At 73.1% G+C, this 18,672-nt stretch carries 18 protein-coding genes; 10 read left to right on the plus strand and 8 right to left on the minus strand.

Annotated features, from left to right (window positions below; all coding sequences use genetic code 11):
* Complete coding sequence (locus DAI17_RS13625; protein WP_234412493.1) at positions 1–921, minus strand: 2-hydroxyacid dehydrogenase; 921 nt, start codon at positions 919–921, stop codon at positions 1–3.
* 74 nt (positions 922–995) lie between these two features.
* Here DAI17_RS13625 and DAI17_RS13630 point away from each other — a divergent pair, with 74 nt between their 5' ends.
* Genes DAI17_RS13630 through DAI17_RS13645 form a run of 4 tightly spaced genes read left to right on the plus strand, consistent with a single transcriptional unit; the run spans position 996 to position 5,018 of the window.
* Positions 996–1,907, plus strand: coding sequence for an AEC family transporter (locus tag DAI17_RS13630; protein WP_199905115.1), 912 nt, complete (start codon positions 996–998; stop codon positions 1,905–1,907).
* 18 nt (positions 1,908–1,925) lie between these two features.
* Complete coding sequence (locus tag DAI17_RS13635; RefSeq protein ID WP_107773735.1) at positions 1,926–3,356, plus strand: FAD-binding oxidoreductase; 1,431 nt, start codon at positions 1,926–1,928, stop codon at positions 3,354–3,356.
* A 19-nt stretch (positions 3,357–3,375) separates the two neighbouring features.
* Positions 3,376–3,813 (plus strand): DoxX family protein, encoded by a 438-nt coding sequence (locus tag DAI17_RS13640; protein ID WP_107773736.1) that lies wholly within the window; start codon positions 3,376–3,378, stop codon positions 3,811–3,813.
* Positions 3,810–5,018: an MFS transporter gene (locus DAI17_RS13645; protein ID WP_199905116.1), complete on the plus strand. Its 1,209-nt coding sequence runs from the start codon at positions 3,810–3,812 to the stop codon at positions 5,016–5,018. Before DAI17_RS13640 ends, DAI17_RS13645 begins: the two co-directional genes overlap by 4 nt.
* 4 nt (positions 5,019–5,022) lie before the next feature.
* Here the strand turns inward: DAI17_RS13645 and DAI17_RS13650 are convergent, their stop codons facing one another.
* On the minus strand, positions 5,023–5,856 hold the full coding sequence (locus tag DAI17_RS13650) for a CPBP family intramembrane glutamic endopeptidase (RefSeq protein ID WP_234412494.1): 834 nt from the start codon (positions 5,854–5,856) through the stop codon (positions 5,023–5,025).
* A gap of 174 nt (positions 5,857–6,030) precedes the next feature.
* Complete coding sequence (clpB, locus tag DAI17_RS13655; RefSeq protein WP_107773738.1) at positions 6,031–8,613, minus strand: ATP-dependent chaperone ClpB; 2,583 nt, start codon at positions 8,611–8,613, stop codon at positions 6,031–6,033.
* Between the two features lie 228 nt (positions 8,614–8,841).
* On the opposite strand from clpB, the gene DAI17_RS13660 reads away from it, so the two are divergent.
* Positions 8,842–9,447, plus strand: a complete 606-nt coding sequence (locus tag DAI17_RS13660) for a hypothetical protein (RefSeq protein WP_107773739.1) — start codon at positions 8,842–8,844, stop codon at positions 9,445–9,447.
* A 13-nt stretch (positions 9,448–9,460) separates the two neighbouring features.
* Here DAI17_RS13660 and DAI17_RS13665 read toward each other — a convergent pair whose 3' ends face one another.
* Positions 9,461–9,868, minus strand: coding sequence for an NUDIX hydrolase (locus DAI17_RS13665; protein ID WP_107773740.1), 408 nt, complete (start codon positions 9,866–9,868; stop codon positions 9,461–9,463).
* An 82-nt stretch (positions 9,869–9,950) separates the two neighbouring features.
* On the opposite strand from DAI17_RS13665, the gene DAI17_RS13670 reads away from it, so the two are divergent.
* The 4 genes from DAI17_RS13670 to DAI17_RS13685 are packed head-to-tail and all read left to right on the plus strand — an operon-like array spanning position 9,951 to position 13,347.
* On the plus strand, positions 9,951–11,015 hold the full coding sequence (locus DAI17_RS13670; RefSeq protein ID WP_199905117.1) for a hypothetical protein: 1,065 nt from the start codon (positions 9,951–9,953) through the stop codon (positions 11,013–11,015).
* Positions 11,016–11,066: 51 nt separating this feature from the next.
* Positions 11,067–11,855, plus strand: a complete 789-nt coding sequence (locus DAI17_RS13675) for a pentapeptide repeat-containing protein (RefSeq protein WP_107773742.1) — start codon at positions 11,067–11,069, stop codon at positions 11,853–11,855.
* Positions 11,856–11,860: 5 nt separating this feature from the next.
* Positions 11,861–12,403: a cysteine hydrolase family protein gene (locus DAI17_RS13680; RefSeq protein ID WP_107773743.1), complete on the plus strand. Its 543-nt coding sequence runs from the start codon at positions 11,861–11,863 to the stop codon at positions 12,401–12,403.
* The gene (locus DAI17_RS13685; RefSeq protein ID WP_107773744.1) at positions 12,400–13,347 is read left to right on the plus strand and encodes a PfkB family carbohydrate kinase; all 948 of its coding nucleotides are present in this window, start codon (positions 12,400–12,402) and stop codon (positions 13,345–13,347) included. The genes DAI17_RS13680 and DAI17_RS13685 overlap by 4 nt, the downstream gene beginning before the upstream one ends.
* A 12-nt stretch (positions 13,348–13,359) precedes the next feature.
* Here the strand turns inward: DAI17_RS13685 and DAI17_RS13690 are convergent, their stop codons facing one another.
* The 4 genes from DAI17_RS13690 to dnaK form a co-directional block, all read right to left on the minus strand.
* Positions 13,360–13,794, minus strand: coding sequence for a heat shock protein transcriptional repressor HspR (locus DAI17_RS13690; RefSeq protein ID WP_107773745.1), 435 nt, complete (start codon positions 13,792–13,794; stop codon positions 13,360–13,362).
* 1 nt (position 13,795) lies between these two features.
* Entirely contained in the window at positions 13,796–14,974 is a 1,179-nt protein-coding gene (gene dnaJ, locus DAI17_RS13695; protein ID WP_107773829.1) for a molecular chaperone DnaJ, read from the minus strand.
* A gap of 98 nt (positions 14,975–15,072) precedes the next feature.
* Entirely contained in the window at positions 15,073–15,774 is a 702-nt protein-coding gene (gene grpE, locus DAI17_RS13700) for a nucleotide exchange factor GrpE (RefSeq protein ID WP_234412495.1), read from the minus strand.
* Entirely contained in the window at positions 15,771–17,630 is a 1,860-nt protein-coding gene (dnaK, locus tag DAI17_RS13705) for a molecular chaperone DnaK (protein ID WP_107773746.1), read from the minus strand. The genes grpE and dnaK overlap by 4 nt, the downstream gene beginning before the upstream one ends.
* Before the next feature lie 252 nt (positions 17,631–17,882).
* Here dnaK and DAI17_RS13710 point away from each other — a divergent pair, with 252 nt between their 5' ends.
* Positions 17,883–18,584 (plus strand): SGNH/GDSL hydrolase family protein, encoded by a 702-nt coding sequence (locus DAI17_RS13710; RefSeq protein ID WP_107773747.1) that lies wholly within the window; start codon positions 17,883–17,885, stop codon positions 18,582–18,584.
* Positions 18,585–18,672 lie beyond the last annotated feature (88 nt).

Here is an 18,672-nt window from a genome sequence, read left to right on the forward strand (position 1 = left end):
TCAGTCGACGGGGGTGACCAGCTCGCCGCGCTCGAGGAACGCCTCGATGTTGTCCAGCACCAGCCGGGCCATCGCCTCGCGCGTCTGCACGGTGGCACTTCCGACGTGCGGGAGCAGCACGACGTCCTCGCGCTCGAGCAGCGCCGCCGGGACGTGGGGCTCGTCGGCGAAGACGTCGAGCCCGGCGCCGGCGATGCGGCCCTCCTCCAAGGCGGCGACCAGCGCGTCCTCGTCGACCACCGACCCGCGGGCGACGTTGACCAGGTAGCCCTCGGGGCCGAGCGCGTCGAGCACCTTGGCGTCGACGAGGTGCTCGGTGCCCTCGCCACCGGGGGTGAGCACGACCAGCACGTCGCTCGCCTCGGCCAGCGCGACCGGGCTGTCGTGGTGGGCCCAGGCAACATCCTTGGGGCGGCGCGAGTGGTAGGCGATCTCGGCGCCGAAGACCTCGAGCCGCTCCGCCACCGCGCGCCCGATCCGGCCCAGGCCGAGGATGCCGACCGTCGCGCCGCGGACGTCGCGGGTCAGCGGGAACCGGCCGCCGGCCGCCCACTCCCCGCGGCGCAGCCAGCGCTCGGCGGCACTGATGCCGCGCATCACGTCGACGACCAGCGCCACCGACAGGTCGGCCACCGCGTCGGTGAGCACGTCGGGGGTGTTGGAGACGACGATGCCGCGCCGGGTGGCCTCGGCGACGTCGACGTTGTCGTAGCCCACGCCGAAGTTGGTGACGGCCCGCAGGTCGGGCAGCGCGTCCATCTCCGCGGCCCCGACCACGGTGCCGCCCCCGGCGACCGCGACCTCGAGCCCCGCGGTCCGGTCGCCGACGTCGGCGAGCGACGGGGCGTCGTACGTCGTGGTGAGCGCCTCCTCGAGGAAGGGCATCAGGGGGCCGACACGGACGACGCGAGGAGTGGTCACCCGGTCATCCTTCACGCCGTCCTCCGCCGGCGTCCATTGCCCCCTGCGCATCGCGCCATGCGTCAGGAGCGCTCGTGGACCTGCTGATCGGCTTCACCACGATCCTGGTGGTCATCGGCTGCGGCATGGGGCTCGCGCACGCCGGCGTCCTCGACGCCCGGTCCCAGCGGACGCTCGGCGAGATCGCGTTCTTCGTCGCCTCGCCCGCGCTGATGATCGTGGTGATCAGCGAGGTCGAGATCGGCGGCGCGGTCGCCAACCTCGCCGCGTCCGCCGCGTCGCTGGCCACCTGCTTCCTGCTGTACGCCGCGTGGGCGCGGTTGCGGCACGGCCTCGACGCCGGCGCCGTGCTCATCGGCGCGCTGGCGTCGTCGTACGTCAACGCGGGCAACCTCGGCATCGCCGTCGCGGCCTTCGTCGTCGGCGACACCACCGTCGTCGTGCCCACGCTGCTGGTGCAGATGCTGATCGTGCAGCCGGCCGCGCTCATCGTGCTCGACCGGCTGACCGGCCGCGGCGACGGCGTCGGCGCCGCACTGAGGCGGCTCGTCACCAACCCGCTCACCGTCGCGTCCGCGATCGGCGTGCTGCTCGCCGTCACCGGGTGGGAGCTGCCGCGGGTCCTGGCGTCGCCGATCGAGCTGCTGGCCGGGCTCGCGATCCCGGCGATGCTGCTGTCGTACGGCGCCGCGCTGCGGCTCAGCCCGTGGCCGGGCCGCGCCGGGCACAACGGCGAGGTGCTGGTCGCCGCGGTGCTCAAGCTCGGCGTGATGCCGGTCGTCGCCTGGCTGGTCGGGACCGCGCTCGGGCTCGACGGGCGGGTGCTGCTCGGCGTGGTGATCACCGCGGCCCTGCCGACGGCGCAGAACATCTTCCTGCACGCCACCCGCTACCGAACGGGCGAGGACATGGCGCGCGAGACCATCCTGGTGACCACACTGGCCTCGTTGCCCGTGGCGCTGCTCGTCGCCGTCCTGCTCGGCTGAGACCTAGGAGATCACCTGATGACCGACCACCCCGACCTGCTCGCCGGACTGCGCTCCGTGGTGGGTGACGCGCACGTGCTCACCGACCCGGCCGAGCTGGCGGGCTACGACACGGACTGGCGCGGCGCCTACAGCGGTCGGCCGCTGGCCGTCGTACGACCCGGGAGCACCGACGAGGTGTCGGGCGTGCTGGCCCTCACCCACGAAGCCGGGGTGGCGGTCGTCCCCCAGGGCGGCAACACCGGGATGAGCGGCGGCGCGGTGCCCGACGGCACCGGCTCGCAGGTCGTGCTCTCGCTGGGACGGATGCGCGCGGTCCGCGAGGTCGACGCGGTCGGCGGCACCATGACCGTCGAGGCCGGCTGCGTGCTGGCCGACGTGCAGGCGGCCGCGGCGGAGGTCGACCGGCTGTTCCCGCTGACGCTGGGCTCGCAGGGCAGCTGCACGATCGGCGGCAACATCTCGACCAACGCCGGCGGCACCGCGGTGCTGCGCTACGGGATGACGCGCAGCCAGGTGCTCGGGCTCGAGGTCGTGCTGCCCGACGGGCGGGTGTGGGACGGGCTGCGGTCGCTGCGCAAGGACAACACCGGCTACGACCTCAAGCAGCTGTTCATCGGCGCGGAGGGCAGCCTCGGCGTGGTGACGGCTGCGGTGCTGGCGCTGCAGCCGGCCACGCCGGCGCGGGCGACCGCGTGGGTGGCGCTGCGCGACGTGGCCGCGGCGGCCGAGCTGCTCGGGGTGCTGCGCGACCACGGCGGCGACCGGCTCACCACGTGGGAGCTCGTGTCGCGCCCCGCCCGCGACCTGGTCGTCGCGGCGGGGCTCACCGACCCGCTGCCGACCGCTGCCGACTGGTACGGGCTGGTCGAGCTCGCCGGTCCCGCGGGGGCCGACGTGGACACCGCGCTCGAGGCCGCGCTCGGGGAGGCGGTCGAGACGGGGCTGGTGCTGGACGCGGCGATCGCGGGCTCGCCGACCCAGCGCGCCGGCCTCTGGGCGCTGCGCGAGCGGGTCTCGGAAGCCCAGGAGGTGCACGGGCCGACGGTCAAGCACGACGTGTCGGTGCCGATCACCGGGCTGGCCGACTTCGTGGCCCGCACCGGGCCGGCCGTCGAGGCGCACCTGCCGGGGACCCGGCTGTTCGTCTACGGGCACGTCGGCGACGGCAACCTGCACTACAACCTCTCGCGGCCCGAGCACATGACGTCGGAGGAGTTCAGCACCCACGCCGACGCGCTGTCCGAGGTCGTCAACGCCTCGGTCGCCGAGTCGGTCGGGAGCATCAGCGCCGAGCACGGCCTCGGGAAGTCCAAGGCGGCCGCCGCGGCGGCGTACAAGAGCGACGTCGAGGTCTCCCTGATGCGGGCGGTCAAGGACGCGATCGACCCGGCCGGGCTGATGAACCCCGGTGCCGTGCTGCCGCTGCCGCCGGTCCTCCTCGGGTAGCGGCCCCTAGGCTGCACGCATGAGCGCAGCCAGCACCGCCGCCCGCCTCCTGCTCGGTACGGCGATGGTCGGCGCCGGCGTCCTGCACCTGACCACGCAGCGCGAGGAGTTCCAGGCACAGGTGCCGGCGTGGCTCCCGCTCGACGAGGACCTCGTCGTCGTCGCGTCCGGGGTCGTGGAGATCGGGCTCGGCGCGGCGTTCGTCGCGCTGCCGCGGCGCAAGCCGCTGGTCGGCGGGCTGCTGGCGGCGTTCTTCGTGGCCATCTTCCCCGGCAACGTCGCGCAGTACGTCGAGGGCGTCGACGCCTTCGGGCTCGACACCGACCGCGCGCGCCTCGTCCGACTGTTCTTCCAGCCGGTGCTCGTGCTCTGGGCGCTCTGGGGCGGCGGCTGGCTGACGCGGCGTACGCCCGTCGCGGCCGAGCGGGAGCGCGACGCGGTCGAGACCGGGGAGTGAGCCGCTCGACCCGCACCGGCACCCCGGGGCTGTCGGCGGAGATCCGCGTCCTGCTGGTCGCCGCGTTCGTCATCGCGGTCGGCTACGGCCTGGTCTCCCCGGTCCTCCCGGCCTACGCCCGCAGCTTCGACGTCGGCGTCGCGGCCGCCTCGGTCGTGGTGTCGGCCTTCGCGTTCTTCCGGCTCGTCTTCGCCCCGGCCGGCGGCGCCCTCGTGCAACGGCTCGGTGAGCGACCCGTCTACCTGGCCGGCCTGCTCGTCGTCGCCGCCTCCTCGCTGGCCACGGCATTCGCGCAGACCTACGTCCAGCTGCTGGTGCTGCGCGGGCTCGGCGGCATCGGCTCGACGATGTTCACCGTCTCGGCGATGGCGCTGCTCGTGCGGCTCGCGCCCACGCACATGCGCGGACGCGTCACCTCGGCATACGCCAGCGCGTTCCTCATCGGCGGCATGCTCGGTCCGGTGCTCGGCGGTGCGCTCGCCGGCTTCGGCCTGCGGACGCCGTTCATCGTGTACGCCGTCGCGCTGGTGCTCGCGGCCACGCTCGTCGGCGTACGGCTCGACGGCACGCGCCTGCGGCCGGCGACGACCGGCGGGCCCACGGCTCCGCCCATGCGGGTGCGCGAGGCGTTCGGGCACCGGGCGTACGTCGCGGCGCTGGGGTCCGGCTTCGCCAACGGCTGGTGCAACTTCGGCGTCCGCGTGGCCGTGCTCCCGCAGCTGGCCGTCGCCGTCCACGACGACACGTGGGTCGCCGGGCTGGCGCTCGCCCTCGCGGCCGCCGGCACCGCGGCCACCCTCCAGGTGTCGGGGCGGCTGGCCGACTCGCTCGGCCGACGGCCGCTGGTCGTGGGCGGCCTCCTGGTCACCGCGGCCTCGCTCGGACCGCTCGGGTGGAGCAGCTCGCTCGTCGTGCTGCTCGCGCTCTCGGTCCTCTCCGGGGTCGGCGCCGGGCTGGTCAACCCGGGGCAGCAGGCGAGCGTCGCAGACGTCGTCGGCAGCGGGCGCAGCGGCGGCACCGTCCTGAGCACCTTCCAGATGTCGCAGGACGCGGGCGCGATCCTCGGCCCCGTCCTGGTCGGGCTCGTGGCCGACGCCGCGGGCTTCGGCTGGGCGTTCGCCACGACCGCGCTGGTCAGCCTGCTGGCCATCCCGCTGTGGCTGGCCGCGCCGGAGACCCGGCCGACGGCGGCGCGGTCCTCCTGACGCGTCAGAGGGTCGGCAGCCAGTCCACGCGGCCGGCCAGCGCGGCGTACCCGACGAAGGCGCCCACGTCGAGCAACGTGTGGGCCACCACGAAGGGCATGACCCGCCCCCACCGCCGGTAGAGCAGGCCGAAGAGCAGGCCCATCGCGAGGTTGCCGACGAAACCGCCGAGCCCCTGGTAGAGGTGGTAGCTGCCGCGCAGCAGCGCCGCGAGACCGATCGCCGCGGTGTCGCCGAAGCCGAGCTGGCGCAGCCGCACCTGCACGAAGCCGAGCACGATCACCTCCTCCAGCACGGCGTTCTCCGCCGCCGCGAGGACGAGCACCGGCACCTGCCACCACTCCCCCGGGAGCGACTGCGCGACCACGGTGAGGTTGGTGCCGAGCGCGAAGGTCGCGAGGTAGAAGACCACGCCCACCGAGCCGACGCCGGCGGCCAGCAGCGCCCCCCGCCCCCAGTCGCCCCACGTGCTCCAGCCGCCGTCACGCGCCCAGACCTCGCGCAGCCGGGTGCCGGAGCGGACCAGGAGGTAGCCGGCCAGCGCCACCGGCACGAGGGCGAAGCCGATGCGCAGCAGCTGGTAGGTCAGGTCGAGCCACGGCCGGTCCGGGGCGAGCGAGTCGTTGAGGTTGGCCGCCTGGGCCGACAGGGGGCCGGGGGCGGTGAGGGCGGAGACGATGCTGACCACGGAGTAGACCGCCGAGCGTCCCAGCGACACGAGCAGGACCAGGGCGAGCTCGGTCCAGAGCAGCGCCTTGGCCAGGTCGGGCACGCCGCCCGGCACCGGGGTGTCGCGCAGCCGCCACCACGGGCGTGCGTCGTCGGTCGTCGTGGTCACGGGACCCAGCATCCCCCAGCAGGCTTGCGCGGCGTCGTACGGACTGACGCCGCGCCAGGCCGACGGGGCCCGGACTTGCTGGCCGGCCTTGACGCTTGCTGGCCGTTGCATCGGCCAGCAAGCGCCAGATTCACCGCTTCAGCGGTGACTCCGACCCGGGCCCCCGCCCCAACCTCAGCGCAGCACGAGCCCGTCGTCCCCGACGTCGACGGTGACCGAGCCCCCGTCGGCGACCTCACCGGCGATGAGCATCTTGGCGAGCCGGTCGCCGATGGCCGACTGGATCAGCCGGCGCAGCGGGCGGGCGCCGTACGCCGGGTCGTAGCCGGTCTCGGCGAGCCAGGCCCGCGCGGCGTCGGTGACCTCGATCGAGATCCGGCGGACCGCCAGCCGCTTGCCGAGCAGGCCGAGCTGCAGGTCGACGATGTGCGCCAGGTCGTCCTTGGTGAGGGCGTCGAAGAGCACGATCTCGTCCAGCCGGTTGAGGAACTCGGGCTTGAACGACGCGCGCACCACGCCCATCACCGACTCCTTGCGGGCGACCGGGTCCATGGTCGGGTCCACGAGGAACGCCGAGCCGAGGTTGCTGGTCAGGATCAGCAGCGTGTTGCGGAAGTCGACCGTGCGGCCCTGGCCGTCGGTGAGCCGGCCGTCGTCGAGCACCTGGAGCAGGATGTCGAAGACCTCCGGGTGGGCCTTCTCCACCTCGTCGAGCAGCACGACGCTGTAGGGCCGACGCCGCACCGCCTCGGTCAGCTGGCCGCCCTCCTCGTACCCGACGTAGCCGGGCGGGGCACCGACGAGCCGCGCGACCGAGTGCTTCTCGGAGTACTCGCTCATGTCGATGCGCACGATCGCCCGCTCGTCGTCGAACAGGAAGTCGGCCAGGGAACGCGCCAGCTCGGTCTTGCCGGTGCCGGTCGGGCCCAGGAAGAGGAACGAGCCGGTCGGCCGGTTGGGGTCGGCGATGCCGGCACGCGAGCGGCGTACGGCGTCGCTCACCGCGGTGACGGCGTCGCGCTGGCCGATGAGCCGCTGGCCGATCACCGACTCCATCTCGAGCAGCTTGGCGGTCTCGCCCTGGAGGAGCCGGCCGGTCGGGATGCCGGTCCACGCCTCCACGACGTCGGCGATCTGCTCGGCCCCGACCTCGTCGCCCACCAGGGGCTCGAGGTCGGCCTGCTCCGACTTCTCGATCTCGACGATCTGGCGTTCGAGGTTGGGGATCGACTCGTAGCGGATCTTGGAGGCCGCCTCGAGGTTGCCCTCGCGGAGGTACTTCTCCTCCTCGACCTTGAGCTGGTCGAGCGCGCGCCGCAGCTCGCCCTCGCCCTGGAGCGTCGACTTCTCCCGCTCCCAGCGCACCTCGAGCCCGCGCAGCTCCTCCTGCTTGTCGGCGAGGTCGGCGCGCAGCGCGTCGAGCCGCTCGCGGGAGGCCTCGTCGGTCTCCTTCTCCAGCGCGAACGCCTCCATGGTGAGCCGGTCGACCTGGCGCCGGAGCTGGTCGATCTCCTCGGGCGACGACTCGTGCTCCATCCGCAGCCGCGAGCTCGCCTCGTCGATGAGGTCGATCGCCTTGTCGGGCAGCTGGCGGCCGGTGATGTAGCGGTCGGAGAGGGTCGCGGCGGCCACCAGCGCGGCGTCGGTGATGCGTACGCCGTGGTGGGCCTCGTACTTCTCCTGGATGCCGCGCAGGATCTGGACGGTGTCCTCGACCGACGGCTCGCCGACGAAGACCTGCTGGAAGCGGCGCTCCAGCGCAGGGTCCTTCTCGATGCGCTCGCGGTACTCGTCCAGCGTCGTCGCGCCGATCATGTGCAGCTCGCCGCGGGCCAGCATCGGCTTGAGCATGTTGCCGGCATCCATGGCGGAGTCGCCCCCGGCACCGGCGCCGACGACGGTGTGCAGCTCGTCGATGAAGGTGATGACCTGCCCGCCGGCGTCCTTGATCTCCTCAAGCACGGCCTTGAGCCGCTCCTCGAACTCGCCGCGGTACTTCGCGCCGGCCACCATCGCGGCCAGGTCGAGCGCGAGCACCCGGCGGCCCTTGAGGCTGTCCGGCACGTCCCCGTCCACCACGCGCTGGGCGAGGCCCTCGACGACGGCGGTCTTGCCCACGCCGGGCTCGCCGATGAGCACCGGGTTGTTCTTGGTGCGCCGCGAGAGCACCTGGATGACGCGGCGGATCTCGGCGTCGCGGCCGATGACCGGGTCGAGGCGGCCCTCCTCGGCGGACCGGGTGAGGTCGACGGAGTACTTCTCCAGGGCCTCGTACGACGACTCGGCCTCCGGGCTGGTGACGCGACGGTTGCCGCGGACGGCGGTGAGGCCCTCGCGCAGGCCGGACTCGCTCAGCCCGGCGTCGGTCAGCAGCTTCTTGGCCGAGCTGTCGACGGTGGCGGTGGCGATGAGCAGGTGCTCGGTCGCGACGTAGTCGTCCTTCATCCCGGCCGCGAGGTCGAGCGCGCTGGCCAGCACCCGGGTCAGCGAGGCGCTGGCGGCGGGCTGCTGGACGGTCGAGCCGCTGGCGCGCGGCAGGGCCTGCATGGCCTGCTCGGCGCGGGCGGTCAGGGACGCGGCGTCGACGCCGGCCTTGCCGACCAGGTTGCGGGCGGTGCCGTCCTCCTGGCGCAGGAGGGCGACCAGCAGGTGGATGGGCTCGGTCTGGGTGTTGCCCGCCGTGGTGGCGGCGAGCTGCGCGGCCTCGATGACCTCGCGGCTGCGGCTGGTGAACTTCTCGGCACCGAACTGGCTCAACTCCGACTCTCCTTGCTCGTGCTCGGCCCGCCTCGGGGCTCGTGCTGGTGGGCGCCTTCAGGACCACTGTGGTCCCACTCGCCACAACGCACCAGAAGTTGAGTCGATTCCCCTCAACTTTGAGAAAAGTTGCCCCAACTGCGCGATACCCCGGGCGGGCACGACGGGCGTAGCGTCGAGGACCGGACGGAGACCGCCGTTCACGAGGAGGAGACGCGGGAGGACGACATGTTCGTGCAGGTGATCCAGGGCCCGGTGAGTGACGGCGACGCGGTGTTCGCCCTGATGGACGACTGGGTCCGTGACCTCTCCCCCGGCGCGACGGGCTGGCTCGGCAGCACGACCGGGGTGACGGACGACGGGACGCTGGTGGCGCTCGCACGCTTCGAGTCCGAGGAGGCGGCGCAGGCCAACAGCGACCGCCCCGAGCAGGGTGCGTGGTGGGAACGGATGGCCGCGCTGTTCACCTCCGACCCGGAGTTCCGCAACAGCACCTCGGTCGAGGTCGAGACCCACGGCGACCCGGACACGGCCGGCTTCGTGCAGGTGATGCAGGGCCGCACCAGCGACCCCGAGCGCACCCGCAAGCTGATGGCCGACGACTCCACCGACTGGGAGGCGTTCCGTCCCGACATCCTCGGCACGGTCTCGATCGAGCACCCCGACGGCGAGTGGACGATGGCCATCTACTTCACCTCCGAGGCCGAGGCCCGGGCCGGCGAGCAGAAGCAGCCGCCCGCCGAGATGCAGGAGATCATGGACGAGCTCGACTCCCTGGCCGTAGGCGAGACGCGCTACCACGACCTCCGGGACCCGCGGATGGTCACCGCCTGACCCGGCGACCCGGTCACCCGCGCAGCAGCAGCGGGACCACGTGGTCGGCGAGCAGCGGAGCCAGGTCGTCGTGCTCACCGTCGAGCGCGGTCCAGCGCAGCTCGGCGATCTCGCCGGCCGCGGCGGGCTCGACCGCCACGCGGTCGACGCCGTGCGGCAGGGACGCGACGTAGACGGTCGACTCCACGAGGTGCCCGGGCTCGTTGGCCGCGTCGGCGGTGAACTCGCCCAGCAGGGTCAGCCCGGCCACGTCGAGGCCGACCTCCTCGCGGACCTCGCGGACCGCGGCGTCGTACGCGCTCTCCCCCGGCTCGAGCTTGCCGCCCGGCAGCATGAAGCGGTCGGTGCCGTCCTTGCGGACGGTGAGCACGTGCCCGTCGCGCACGAAGGCGACGGCGGCCACGACGAAGGTGCCGGTCATGGGAGGAGTCTGCCGCCCGCCCGGACCGGACCAGCCGCCCGGTCCGGTGACAGGACGGCCCCTGGCCGCCATGCTCGTCGCCATGACCTGGCTGTTCGTGCTGGTGGTCGGGGTGCGCTTCGTGCTGCCGCTGCTGATCCCGCGCTACCCGCTGCCGGCGATCGTGGCGTGCCTGGTCGTGGACGGGGTGGACCAGACGATCTTCCAGGCGTTCGGCTACGACCCGCCGGGCTACCAGGGCTACGACAAGGCGATGGACGTCTACTACCTCGCGATCGCCTACATGGCGACGCTGCGCAACTGGGTGTCCCCGGGCGCCTTCGAGGTCGGGCGGTTCCTCTACTTCTACCGGCTCGTGGGGGTCGTGGCGTTCGAGCTGTTCAACAGCCGCGCGCTGCTGATGGTCTTCCCCAACACCTTCGAGTACTTCTTCATCGCCTACGAGGCCATCCGCTCGCGCTGGGACCCGGTGCGGTTCGTACGACGCTGGTGGATCGCGCTGGCCGCCGCCATCTGGATCTTCGTCAAGCTCCCCCAGGAGTACTGGATCCACGTCGCGCAGCTCGACGTCACGGACGTGCTCGCCGAGCACGTGTGGGCGCGGGTCGTGCTGGTGGTCCTCGTCGTCGTCCTCGCCGCGGTGCTGCTGCTCGTCGTGCGGCCGCGGCTGCCGGAGCCGGACTGGGCCACGCGGATGGCCCCCGACCCGCTCCCGGAGGAGATGGACACGGCCGCCGAACGGGCGGCGTGGCGGGCCGACACGTCCCGGGTCCGGTCGGGGGTGACGATCGAGAAGGTGGTGCTGGTGGGCCTGCTGTCCGTCGTCTTCAGCCAGACCCTGCCGGGGGTGCGGGCCAGCGACCTCGAGCTCTTCGTGGGGACCTCGGCCTTCGTGGTCGCCAACGCGGCGATCGTGCTGGCCGCGGCGCGGCGGGCGATCAGCTTCGAGAGCCTCGCGGTCACCTTCGCCGTCCGGATCGGGGTCAACGTGGCGCTCGTCGTGGCCGCGCGCCTGCTGCTCGGGCCGCGGGACATCGACGTGAGCAGCACCCTGTTCTTCGTGGTGCTGCTCAGCCTGCTGACCACGCTGCACGACGCCTGGCAGCCGGTGCACGCCCACCGCGTCCGCACCCCCGCGCGCTCCTGACGGGCGGCCGCCCACGGTCGGCCGCGCCGGCGTACCCGCCATGATGGCCGAGTGACCCTCCCCGTCCTGCAGGCCGACTGCGCACGCTGCTTCGGGCTCTGCTGCGTGCTCACGCCGTTCACCCGCGAGGCCGGCTTCGGCGCCACCAAGCCCAGCGGCGTCCCGTGCCACCACCTGCAGGCCGACGACCGCTGCGGCATCCACGCCACGCTGCGGGAGGACGGCTGGCCGGGCTGCACCGTCTTCGACTGCTTCGGCGCCGGGCAGCAGGTCTCGCAGGTCACCTACGGCGGCGTCTCCTGGCGGGACCACGACGACCTCGGCGAGATGGCCGCGGTGCTCTCGGTGATGCGGCAGCTGCACGAGATGCTGCGGCACCTCGTGGAGGCCGAGGACCGGGTCGCCGGGGTCACCGGGGACCTGCTCGACCGGCTCACCGACCTGGTGGCCGAGACCCCGGCGACGCTGCTCGCCCTCGACATCGACCGGCTGCGCGCCGAGGTGGGCGAGGTGCTGGCGGTGGCCAGCGCGCGGGTGCGGGTCGCCTGGCCGGCCGGCACCGACCTCACCCGTGGCGACCTCGCCGGGAGGGACCTCCGGGGCACCGACCTGCGCGGGGCCGGGCTGCGCGGGGCCCTGCTGATCGGTGCCGACCTGCGCGGGGCCGACCTCACCGGTGCCGACCTGCTCGGCGCCGACCTGCGCGGCTGCGACGTACGGGGTGCCTCCCTGTCCGGCGCGCTCTTCCTCACCCAGCCGCAGGTCAACGCCGCCCGCGGCGACGCCGGCACCACGCTCCCCGGGGACCTCGCCCGCCCCGGGCACTGGCTGGGAGAGTGACGCCCATGTCCAGACCCCCCTGGTTGATCGTGATCGACCCGCAGCGGATCTTCGCCTCTCCCGACAGCCCGTGGGGGTCGCCGATGTTCCCCGGCATCCTCGAGCCGGTGCACCGGCTGGCCGAGGCGTACGCCGGTCGCACCGTGCTCACCCGCTGGGTCGCCCCGGACCCGGCCGTCGGCAGCTGGGGGCCCTACCTCGACGCCTGGCCGTTCGCGCGCGTCCCCGCGGACGACCCGCTCTACGAGCTCGTCGACGAGGTGCGGGACATCGATGCGCCGGTCGTCACCGCGACGACGTTCGGCAAGTGGGTGCCCGACCTGGTCGCGATCACGGGCGAGACGCCCCACCTGGTGGTGGCCGGCGTCTCGACGGACTGCTGCGTGGTCTCCACCGCGCTGGCGGCCGCCGACGCGGGGGCGACGCTGACCGTGGTCACCGACGCGTGCGCCGGGTCGACGCCCGACAACCACCGGGCCGCGCTCGACGTGATGGCGCTCTACCCGCCACAGATCACCCTGGCCACCACCGCGGAGGTCCTCGGGTGAGCCGGGTCATCCACACCGGCCAAGCGCTGGTCGACGTGGTCGTGGAGGTCCCGTGCCTGCCACGTCGCGGGCAGAACGTGATGGCCGGGTCGAGCACACGGTACGCCGGGGGCTCGGTCAGCGTGCTCGTCGCCGCCGCCCGCTTCGGGGCCACCTGCGTCCACGCCGGCGCCCACGGCACCGGTCCCAACGGCGACCTGGTGCGCGCCTCGCTGGCCGCCGAGGACGTCACGCTGTCCGCGCCCCCGGTCGCCGAGCGGGACACCGCCACCTGCCTGGTGCTGGTCGAGCCGTCGGCCGAGCGGACCTTCGTCACCACGCTCGGCGCCGAGCGCGAGATCACCGTCGAGTCGTTGTCGACGGCGGCCCCGGTGGCCGGCGACCTGGTCTGCGTCACCGGGTACTCGCTCGTGCTACCGCAGACCCGGGACCCGCTGCTGGCGTGGCTGCCGACCCTCGAGGAGGGCGTGGTCGTCGTCCTGGACCCGGGGGCCGCGTTCGCGCACCTGCCCGCCGAGGTGCGCGACCCCATGCTGGCGCACACCGACGTCTGGTCGGGCAACGCCGAGGAGGCCGCCGACCTGCTCGCCGCGCTGGGCCGGCCGCTCGGCGAGGACGCCGACACGATGGTCGAGCCGGCCCGGGCCCTCGCACCGCTGCTGCGCGGCGACGCGGTCACGGTCGTCCGCGACGGCGCCGCGGGCTGCGCGGTGTCCGTGGGCGGGGAGACGACGCCGGTGGCCGGCTACCCGCAGACGCCGGTCGACACCAACGGGGCCGGGGACACCCACACCGGGGCGCTCGTCGCCGACGTCGCCGCCGGACGGTCGTGGGTCGATGCCTGTCGGCGGGCCAACGCCGCCGCCGCGATCAAGGTGACCCGGCGGGGACCCGCCACCGCCCCGACCTCCGCGGAGGTCGAGGAGTTCCTGGCCTCACGCTGAGGGGGGACGCCGTCAGCGCGTGCGGCGCCAGACCATCAGCGCCTGGCCGGGGTCGGGGCCGCGGAGCACCGGGAGCTTGTTGGACGAGGCCGACTGCGCCACCGCCATGGCCTGGCGGAGAGCCTCGCGGGTCGCGGCCAGCTCGGCGGCGAGCTCCTCGTTGCGGGCGCGCAGGGCGGTGACCTGGTTGTCGAGGGCGAGGATGCGGCGTACGCCCTCGATGCCGATCCCGGCGCTGGTCAGGTCGGCGATCTCGCGCAGCAGCTCGAGGTCGCGGTGGGAGTAGCGCCGCCCGCCGCCCGGCGTGCGACCGGGGGAGATCAGCCCCATCCGTTCGTAGGCGCGCAGGGTCTGCGGGTGCAGGCCGGTCAGCTCGGCCGCGACGCTGATGACGTAGACCGCCATGTCCGGGGCCGGGCTGCCGAACGGCGCTCCCGCGGTGGCCATCTCAGCTCGCCTCGAAGAGGTTGGTGCGCAGCGCGGTGCCGGCCGTCGCGGCCCGGTATGCCTCGAGCGCCTCCCGCGCCGTCGCGTCGAGGGTGGCCGGGACGTGGACCTCGACGGTGGCGAGCAGGTCGCCCTTCGAGCCGTCCTTGCGCGGTGCGCCCTTGCCGCGGACCCGGAAGGTGCGGCCGTTGGGGGTGCCCGCCGGGATCTTGAGCGTGACGGGCGCGCCGCCGAGGGTGGGCACCTTGATCTCCGCACCCAGCGCGGCCTCGTCGAAGGAGACCGGCACGTCGATCGTGAGGTTGTCGTCCTTGCGCCCGAAGACGCGGTGCGGACGGACCTTGACGGTGACGAACAGGTCACCGGCGGGTCCGCCGTTCTCGCCCTTGGCGCCCTTGCCCTTGAGCCGGATCCGCTGGCCGTCCTTGACGCCGGCGGGGATGCGGGCCTGGATGGTGCGGGCCGACGTGCCGCGGCCGGAGCCGTGGCAGGTGGGGCAGGCCTCGTCGTAGACGAGCTGGCGGCCGCCGCAGGCGGGGCAGGTCTCGTTCATCGAGAAGCCGCCGCCGGCGCTGGCGACCACGAAGCCGGCGCCCTCGCACTCGGGGCAGATGTGCGGCCGGGTGCCCGGCTTGCCGCCGGTGCCCTGGCAGGTGGGGCAGGCGGCGTCCGAGGTCAGCCGCAGCGAGATCGTGACGCCGTCGAGGGCCTCGACGAAGCCGATGGTGGCGGTCGTGTCGACGTCGCTGCCCCGTCGGGGTCGGGCCTGGCGCGTGCGCGTGCCACCGCCGCCGAAGATGTCGCCGAACATGTCGCCGAAGCCGCCCGCGCCGCTCCCGGCACGGTCGCGGAGCAGGTCGTTGATGTCGAAGCCGCCGCCGAAGCCGCCGGGCTGCCCGCCGCCGGGGAAGCCGCCGAAGCCGCCGCTGGACTGCAGCGTGCGGAACTCGTCGTACTTGGCGCGCTTGTCCTTGTCGCCGACGACGTCGTAGGCCTCGGCGACGGCCTTGAACTTCTCGTGCTTGGCGGCATCGTCGGGGTGGGAGTCGGGGTGGTTGGCCCGCGCGAGCTTGCGATAGGCCTTCTTGATGTCGTCGGCCGAGGCGTCCTTGGCCACGCCGAGGACCTTGTAGAAGTCCTTGGTCGCCCAGTCGTTGCGGAAGCCGTCGTTGTCAGCCACGCCCACCCCTCCTCTCGTACGTCGTGCGTGTGTCGTGCCTGCGGGCGCGGCCCGACAGGGTCACCTGCCGGGCCGCGCCGCCGCGTGCCATGGGTTCGTCAGCCGTTCGGGGCCGCCGGGTCGACCACGAGCACCTGCGCCGCGCGGACCACCCGGTCACCGATCGTGTAGCCGCCCTTGGCGACGTGCTTGACGGTCGTGACGCTGACCTCGGCGTCCTCCCCCAGGTGGCTCAGCGCCTCGTGCCGGGTCGGGTCGAACGCGTCGCCCGGCTCGCCGAAGCGCGTCAGCCCGGACGAGGCGACCGCCCGCTCGAGCTGGTCGGCGACGGCCTTGAACCCGCCGTCGAGCTCGCCGTGCTCCCGCGCCCGGTCGATGGTGTCGAGCACCTCGATGACCGGCGCGAGCGCCTTGTACGCCGCGTTGTCGGCCACCAGCTGCCGGTCCCGGTCGACCCGCCTGCGGTAGTTGGCGTACTCCGCCGACAGCCGCTGCAGGTCGTTGGTCAGGTCGGCCAGCGACCCCTTCATCGCGGCGAGCTCGTCGACCTCGGTGTCCTCGTCCTGGACCGGCGTCCCGCCGACCGGCTGCTCGCCAACGGACTGCTCGCCAACGGGCTGCTCGCCGCCGGGCTGCTCGTCGACCGGGGCGGCCGTCGGCTCCGCCGTGTCACCGGCGGCTCCCGTCGGACCGGGGGTGCCGGCCGAGGCCGAGGTGTCGCCCTGGGGCGTCACCTCGACCTCGGTCTCGTTGGCCATCTCGCCCGCCGCGTCCCCGAAGGAATCGTGGGAAGAGGTCACTTGGTCTCACCCTCGGTGCCCTCGGTGGGCTCGTCCACGATCTCGGCGTCCACGACGTCGTCGTCCGACTCGCCGGTGGCCTCGGACGTGCCACCCGCGGCGGCCTGGTCGGCGTCCGCGGCGGCGTACATCGCGGCACCCATCTTCTGGCTGGACTCACCGAGCTTGGACACGCCCGCGGTCAGCTCCTCGGCCGTGGCGTCGTCCTTGGCGAGGGTCTCCTTGAGGGCCTCGACGTCGGCCTTGACCTCGGTCTTGACGTCCTCGGGGAGCTTGTCGTCGTTGTCGGCGAGGAACTTCTCGGTCGTGTAGACGAGCGAGTCGGCCTGGTTGCGGACCTCGATGGCCTCGCGACGCTTGGCGTCCTCCTCGGCGTACTGCTCGGCCTCCTTGACCATCCGGTCGATCTCGTCCTTGGACAGCGCGGAGCCGCCGGAGATCGTCATCGACTGCTCGCGGCCGGACGCCTGGTCCTTGGCGGAGACGTGCACGATGCCGTTGGCGTCGATGTCGAAGGTGACCTCGATCTTCGGGATGCCGCGCGGGGCCGGCGGCAGGCCGGTGAGCTCGAAGTTGCCCAGCGGCTGGTTCTCGCCCCACATCGGGCGCTCGCCCTGCGCGACCTTGATCTCCACCGACGGCTGGTTGTCGTCGGCGGTGGTGAAGATCTCGCTGCGCTTGGTCGGGATCGTGGTGTTGCGCTCGATCAGGGTGGTCATCACGCCGCCCTTGGTCTCGATGCCGAGGCTGAGCGGGGTGACGTCGAGGAGCAGCACGTCCTTGACCTCGCCCTTGAGGACGCCGGCCTGGAGGGCGGCGCCGATGGCGACGACCTCGTCGGGGTTGACGCCCTTGTTGGGCTGCTTGCCGCCGAGGAGCTCGGTGACCAGGTCGCTGACGGCGGGCATCCGGGTGGAGCCGCCGACGAGGACGACGTGGTCGATCTTGCTGACCTCGACGCCGCCGTCCTTGAGCACGCTCTGGAACGGGGCCTTGGTGCGGGCGAGCAGGTCGGCCGTCATCTTCTGGAACTCGCCCCGGGTGAGCTTCTCCTCGAAGTGCAGCGGGCCGCCCTCGCCGTGCGTGATGTAGGGCAGGTGGATCGTGGTCTCGGAGGACGAGGACAGCTCGATCTTCGCCTTCTCCGCGGCCTCCTGGAGGCGCTGCTTGGCGATCTTGTCGGCGCCGAGGTCGACCCCGTTGGAGTTCTTGAACTTGGTGACCATCCACTCGACGATCTTGTTGTCCCAGTCGTCGCCACCGAGGTGGTTGTCACCGGAGGTCGCCTTGACCTCGACGACGCCCTCGCCGATCTCGAGCAGGGACACGTCGAACGTGCCGCCACCGAGGTCGAAGACGAGGATCGTCTGGTCGTCGCCCTTGTCGAGGCCGTAGGCGAGCGCGGCCGCGGTCGGCTCGTTGACGATGCGGCTCACGTTGAGGCCCGCGATCTCGCCGGCCTCCTTGGTCGCCTGGCGCTGGGCGTCGGAGAAGTACGCCGGGACGGTGATGACCGCGTCGGTCACCGGCTCGCCGAGGTAGGCCTCGGCGTCGCGCTTGAGCTTCTGCAGCACGAAGGCGCTGATCTGCTGGGGCGTGAAGGACTTGTCGTCGATGTCGACCTTCCAGTCCTCGCCCATGTGACGCTTGACGGACCGGATGGTGCGGTCGACGTTGGTGACGGCCTGGCGCTTGGCGACCTCGCCGACCAGGACCTCACCGGACTTGGCGAACGCGACCACCGACGGGGTGGTGCGGGCGCCTTCTGCGTTGGCGATGACGGTGGGTTCGCCACCTTCGAGTACGGCGACCACGCTGTTCGTCGTACCAAGGTCGATGCCGACGGCACGTGCCATGGGGGGTTACCTCCGCTGCGTTTGACTGAATGGGGATAGCTGGTGTCTGGGGTGTGCGGCCATCCTGCCGCGACCGCGGCGAGTGTGGCAAACAAGTTGAGCCGGATCAACTCAAGTTCGTTCACGGGTCACAACGCAGGCCCCGCCCGGCTTGTTCCCGCCGCGTCTGGCCGGTCACGGACCCGTCACCAACTCGCGTCAATTTGCGGCAAACCGCTGCACGCGGGCCGGTCCAGACCGGACGATTGACCCGTGAGGAGTCAGTCCGTGGCGACCCGGGTGCGCCTGCGCTACACCGCGCCGGCCGCGCTGGTCGCGCTCCTCGTCGCGACGCTCCTCACCGTCCAGCTCGTCGAGCGGGCGGGCGCGGACGGCTCCTACTGCGCGCGGCACGCCGTCCAGGCGTCCGAGCGGGCCCGCATCGTCACCGGGTCGGGCGACCCTGTCGTGGTGATCGGCGACTCGTGGTCGGTGGGCCTCGGGCTGGAGCGACTGGAGTCCTCGTGGCCCGCGCGGCTGCCGGGCCGGGTGCGCGTCGAGGGCTTCTCCGGGTCGGGCTTCAGCCGCTCGGCCAGCCCCTGCGGCGACGAGTCCTTCGGCACGCGCACCGCCGGCATCTCGGCCACCGGGCTGGTGGTCGTGGCGGGGGGCCTCAACGACTTCGACCGCTCGACCACCGCGATCACGCTCGGCTTCGGCCGGCTGCTCGCCGCGCTCGAGGGGCGCGAGGTCGTCGTCGTGGGGCCGGCCCTGGCGCCGTCACGGGCCGCCGAGGTCCCGCGGGTGCACCGGCTGCTCGCCCGGCTCGCGGCCGACAGCGGGGTCCCGTACGTCGCCACCAGCGACCTGCGGCTGCCCTACCTGCCCGACCGGCTGCACCTCACGGCCGAGGGCCACGCGATGTTCGGCGACGCCGTGGCGCAGCGGCTGGCCGAGCGCGGCCTGCTGGGGTGACCCCGCGTCGTACGACCTCGGGCGAGTCCCCACCGGATCCGGATAGTTTGGGACGATCTCGTAGGAGATCCGGCCGGATGACCGACGA

Origin of the sequence: Nocardioides sediminis, from assembly GCF_003047295.1 — a bacterium.
Classification (GTDB): domain Bacteria; phylum Actinomycetota; class Actinomycetes; order Propionibacteriales; family Nocardioidaceae; genus Nocardioides; species Nocardioides sediminis.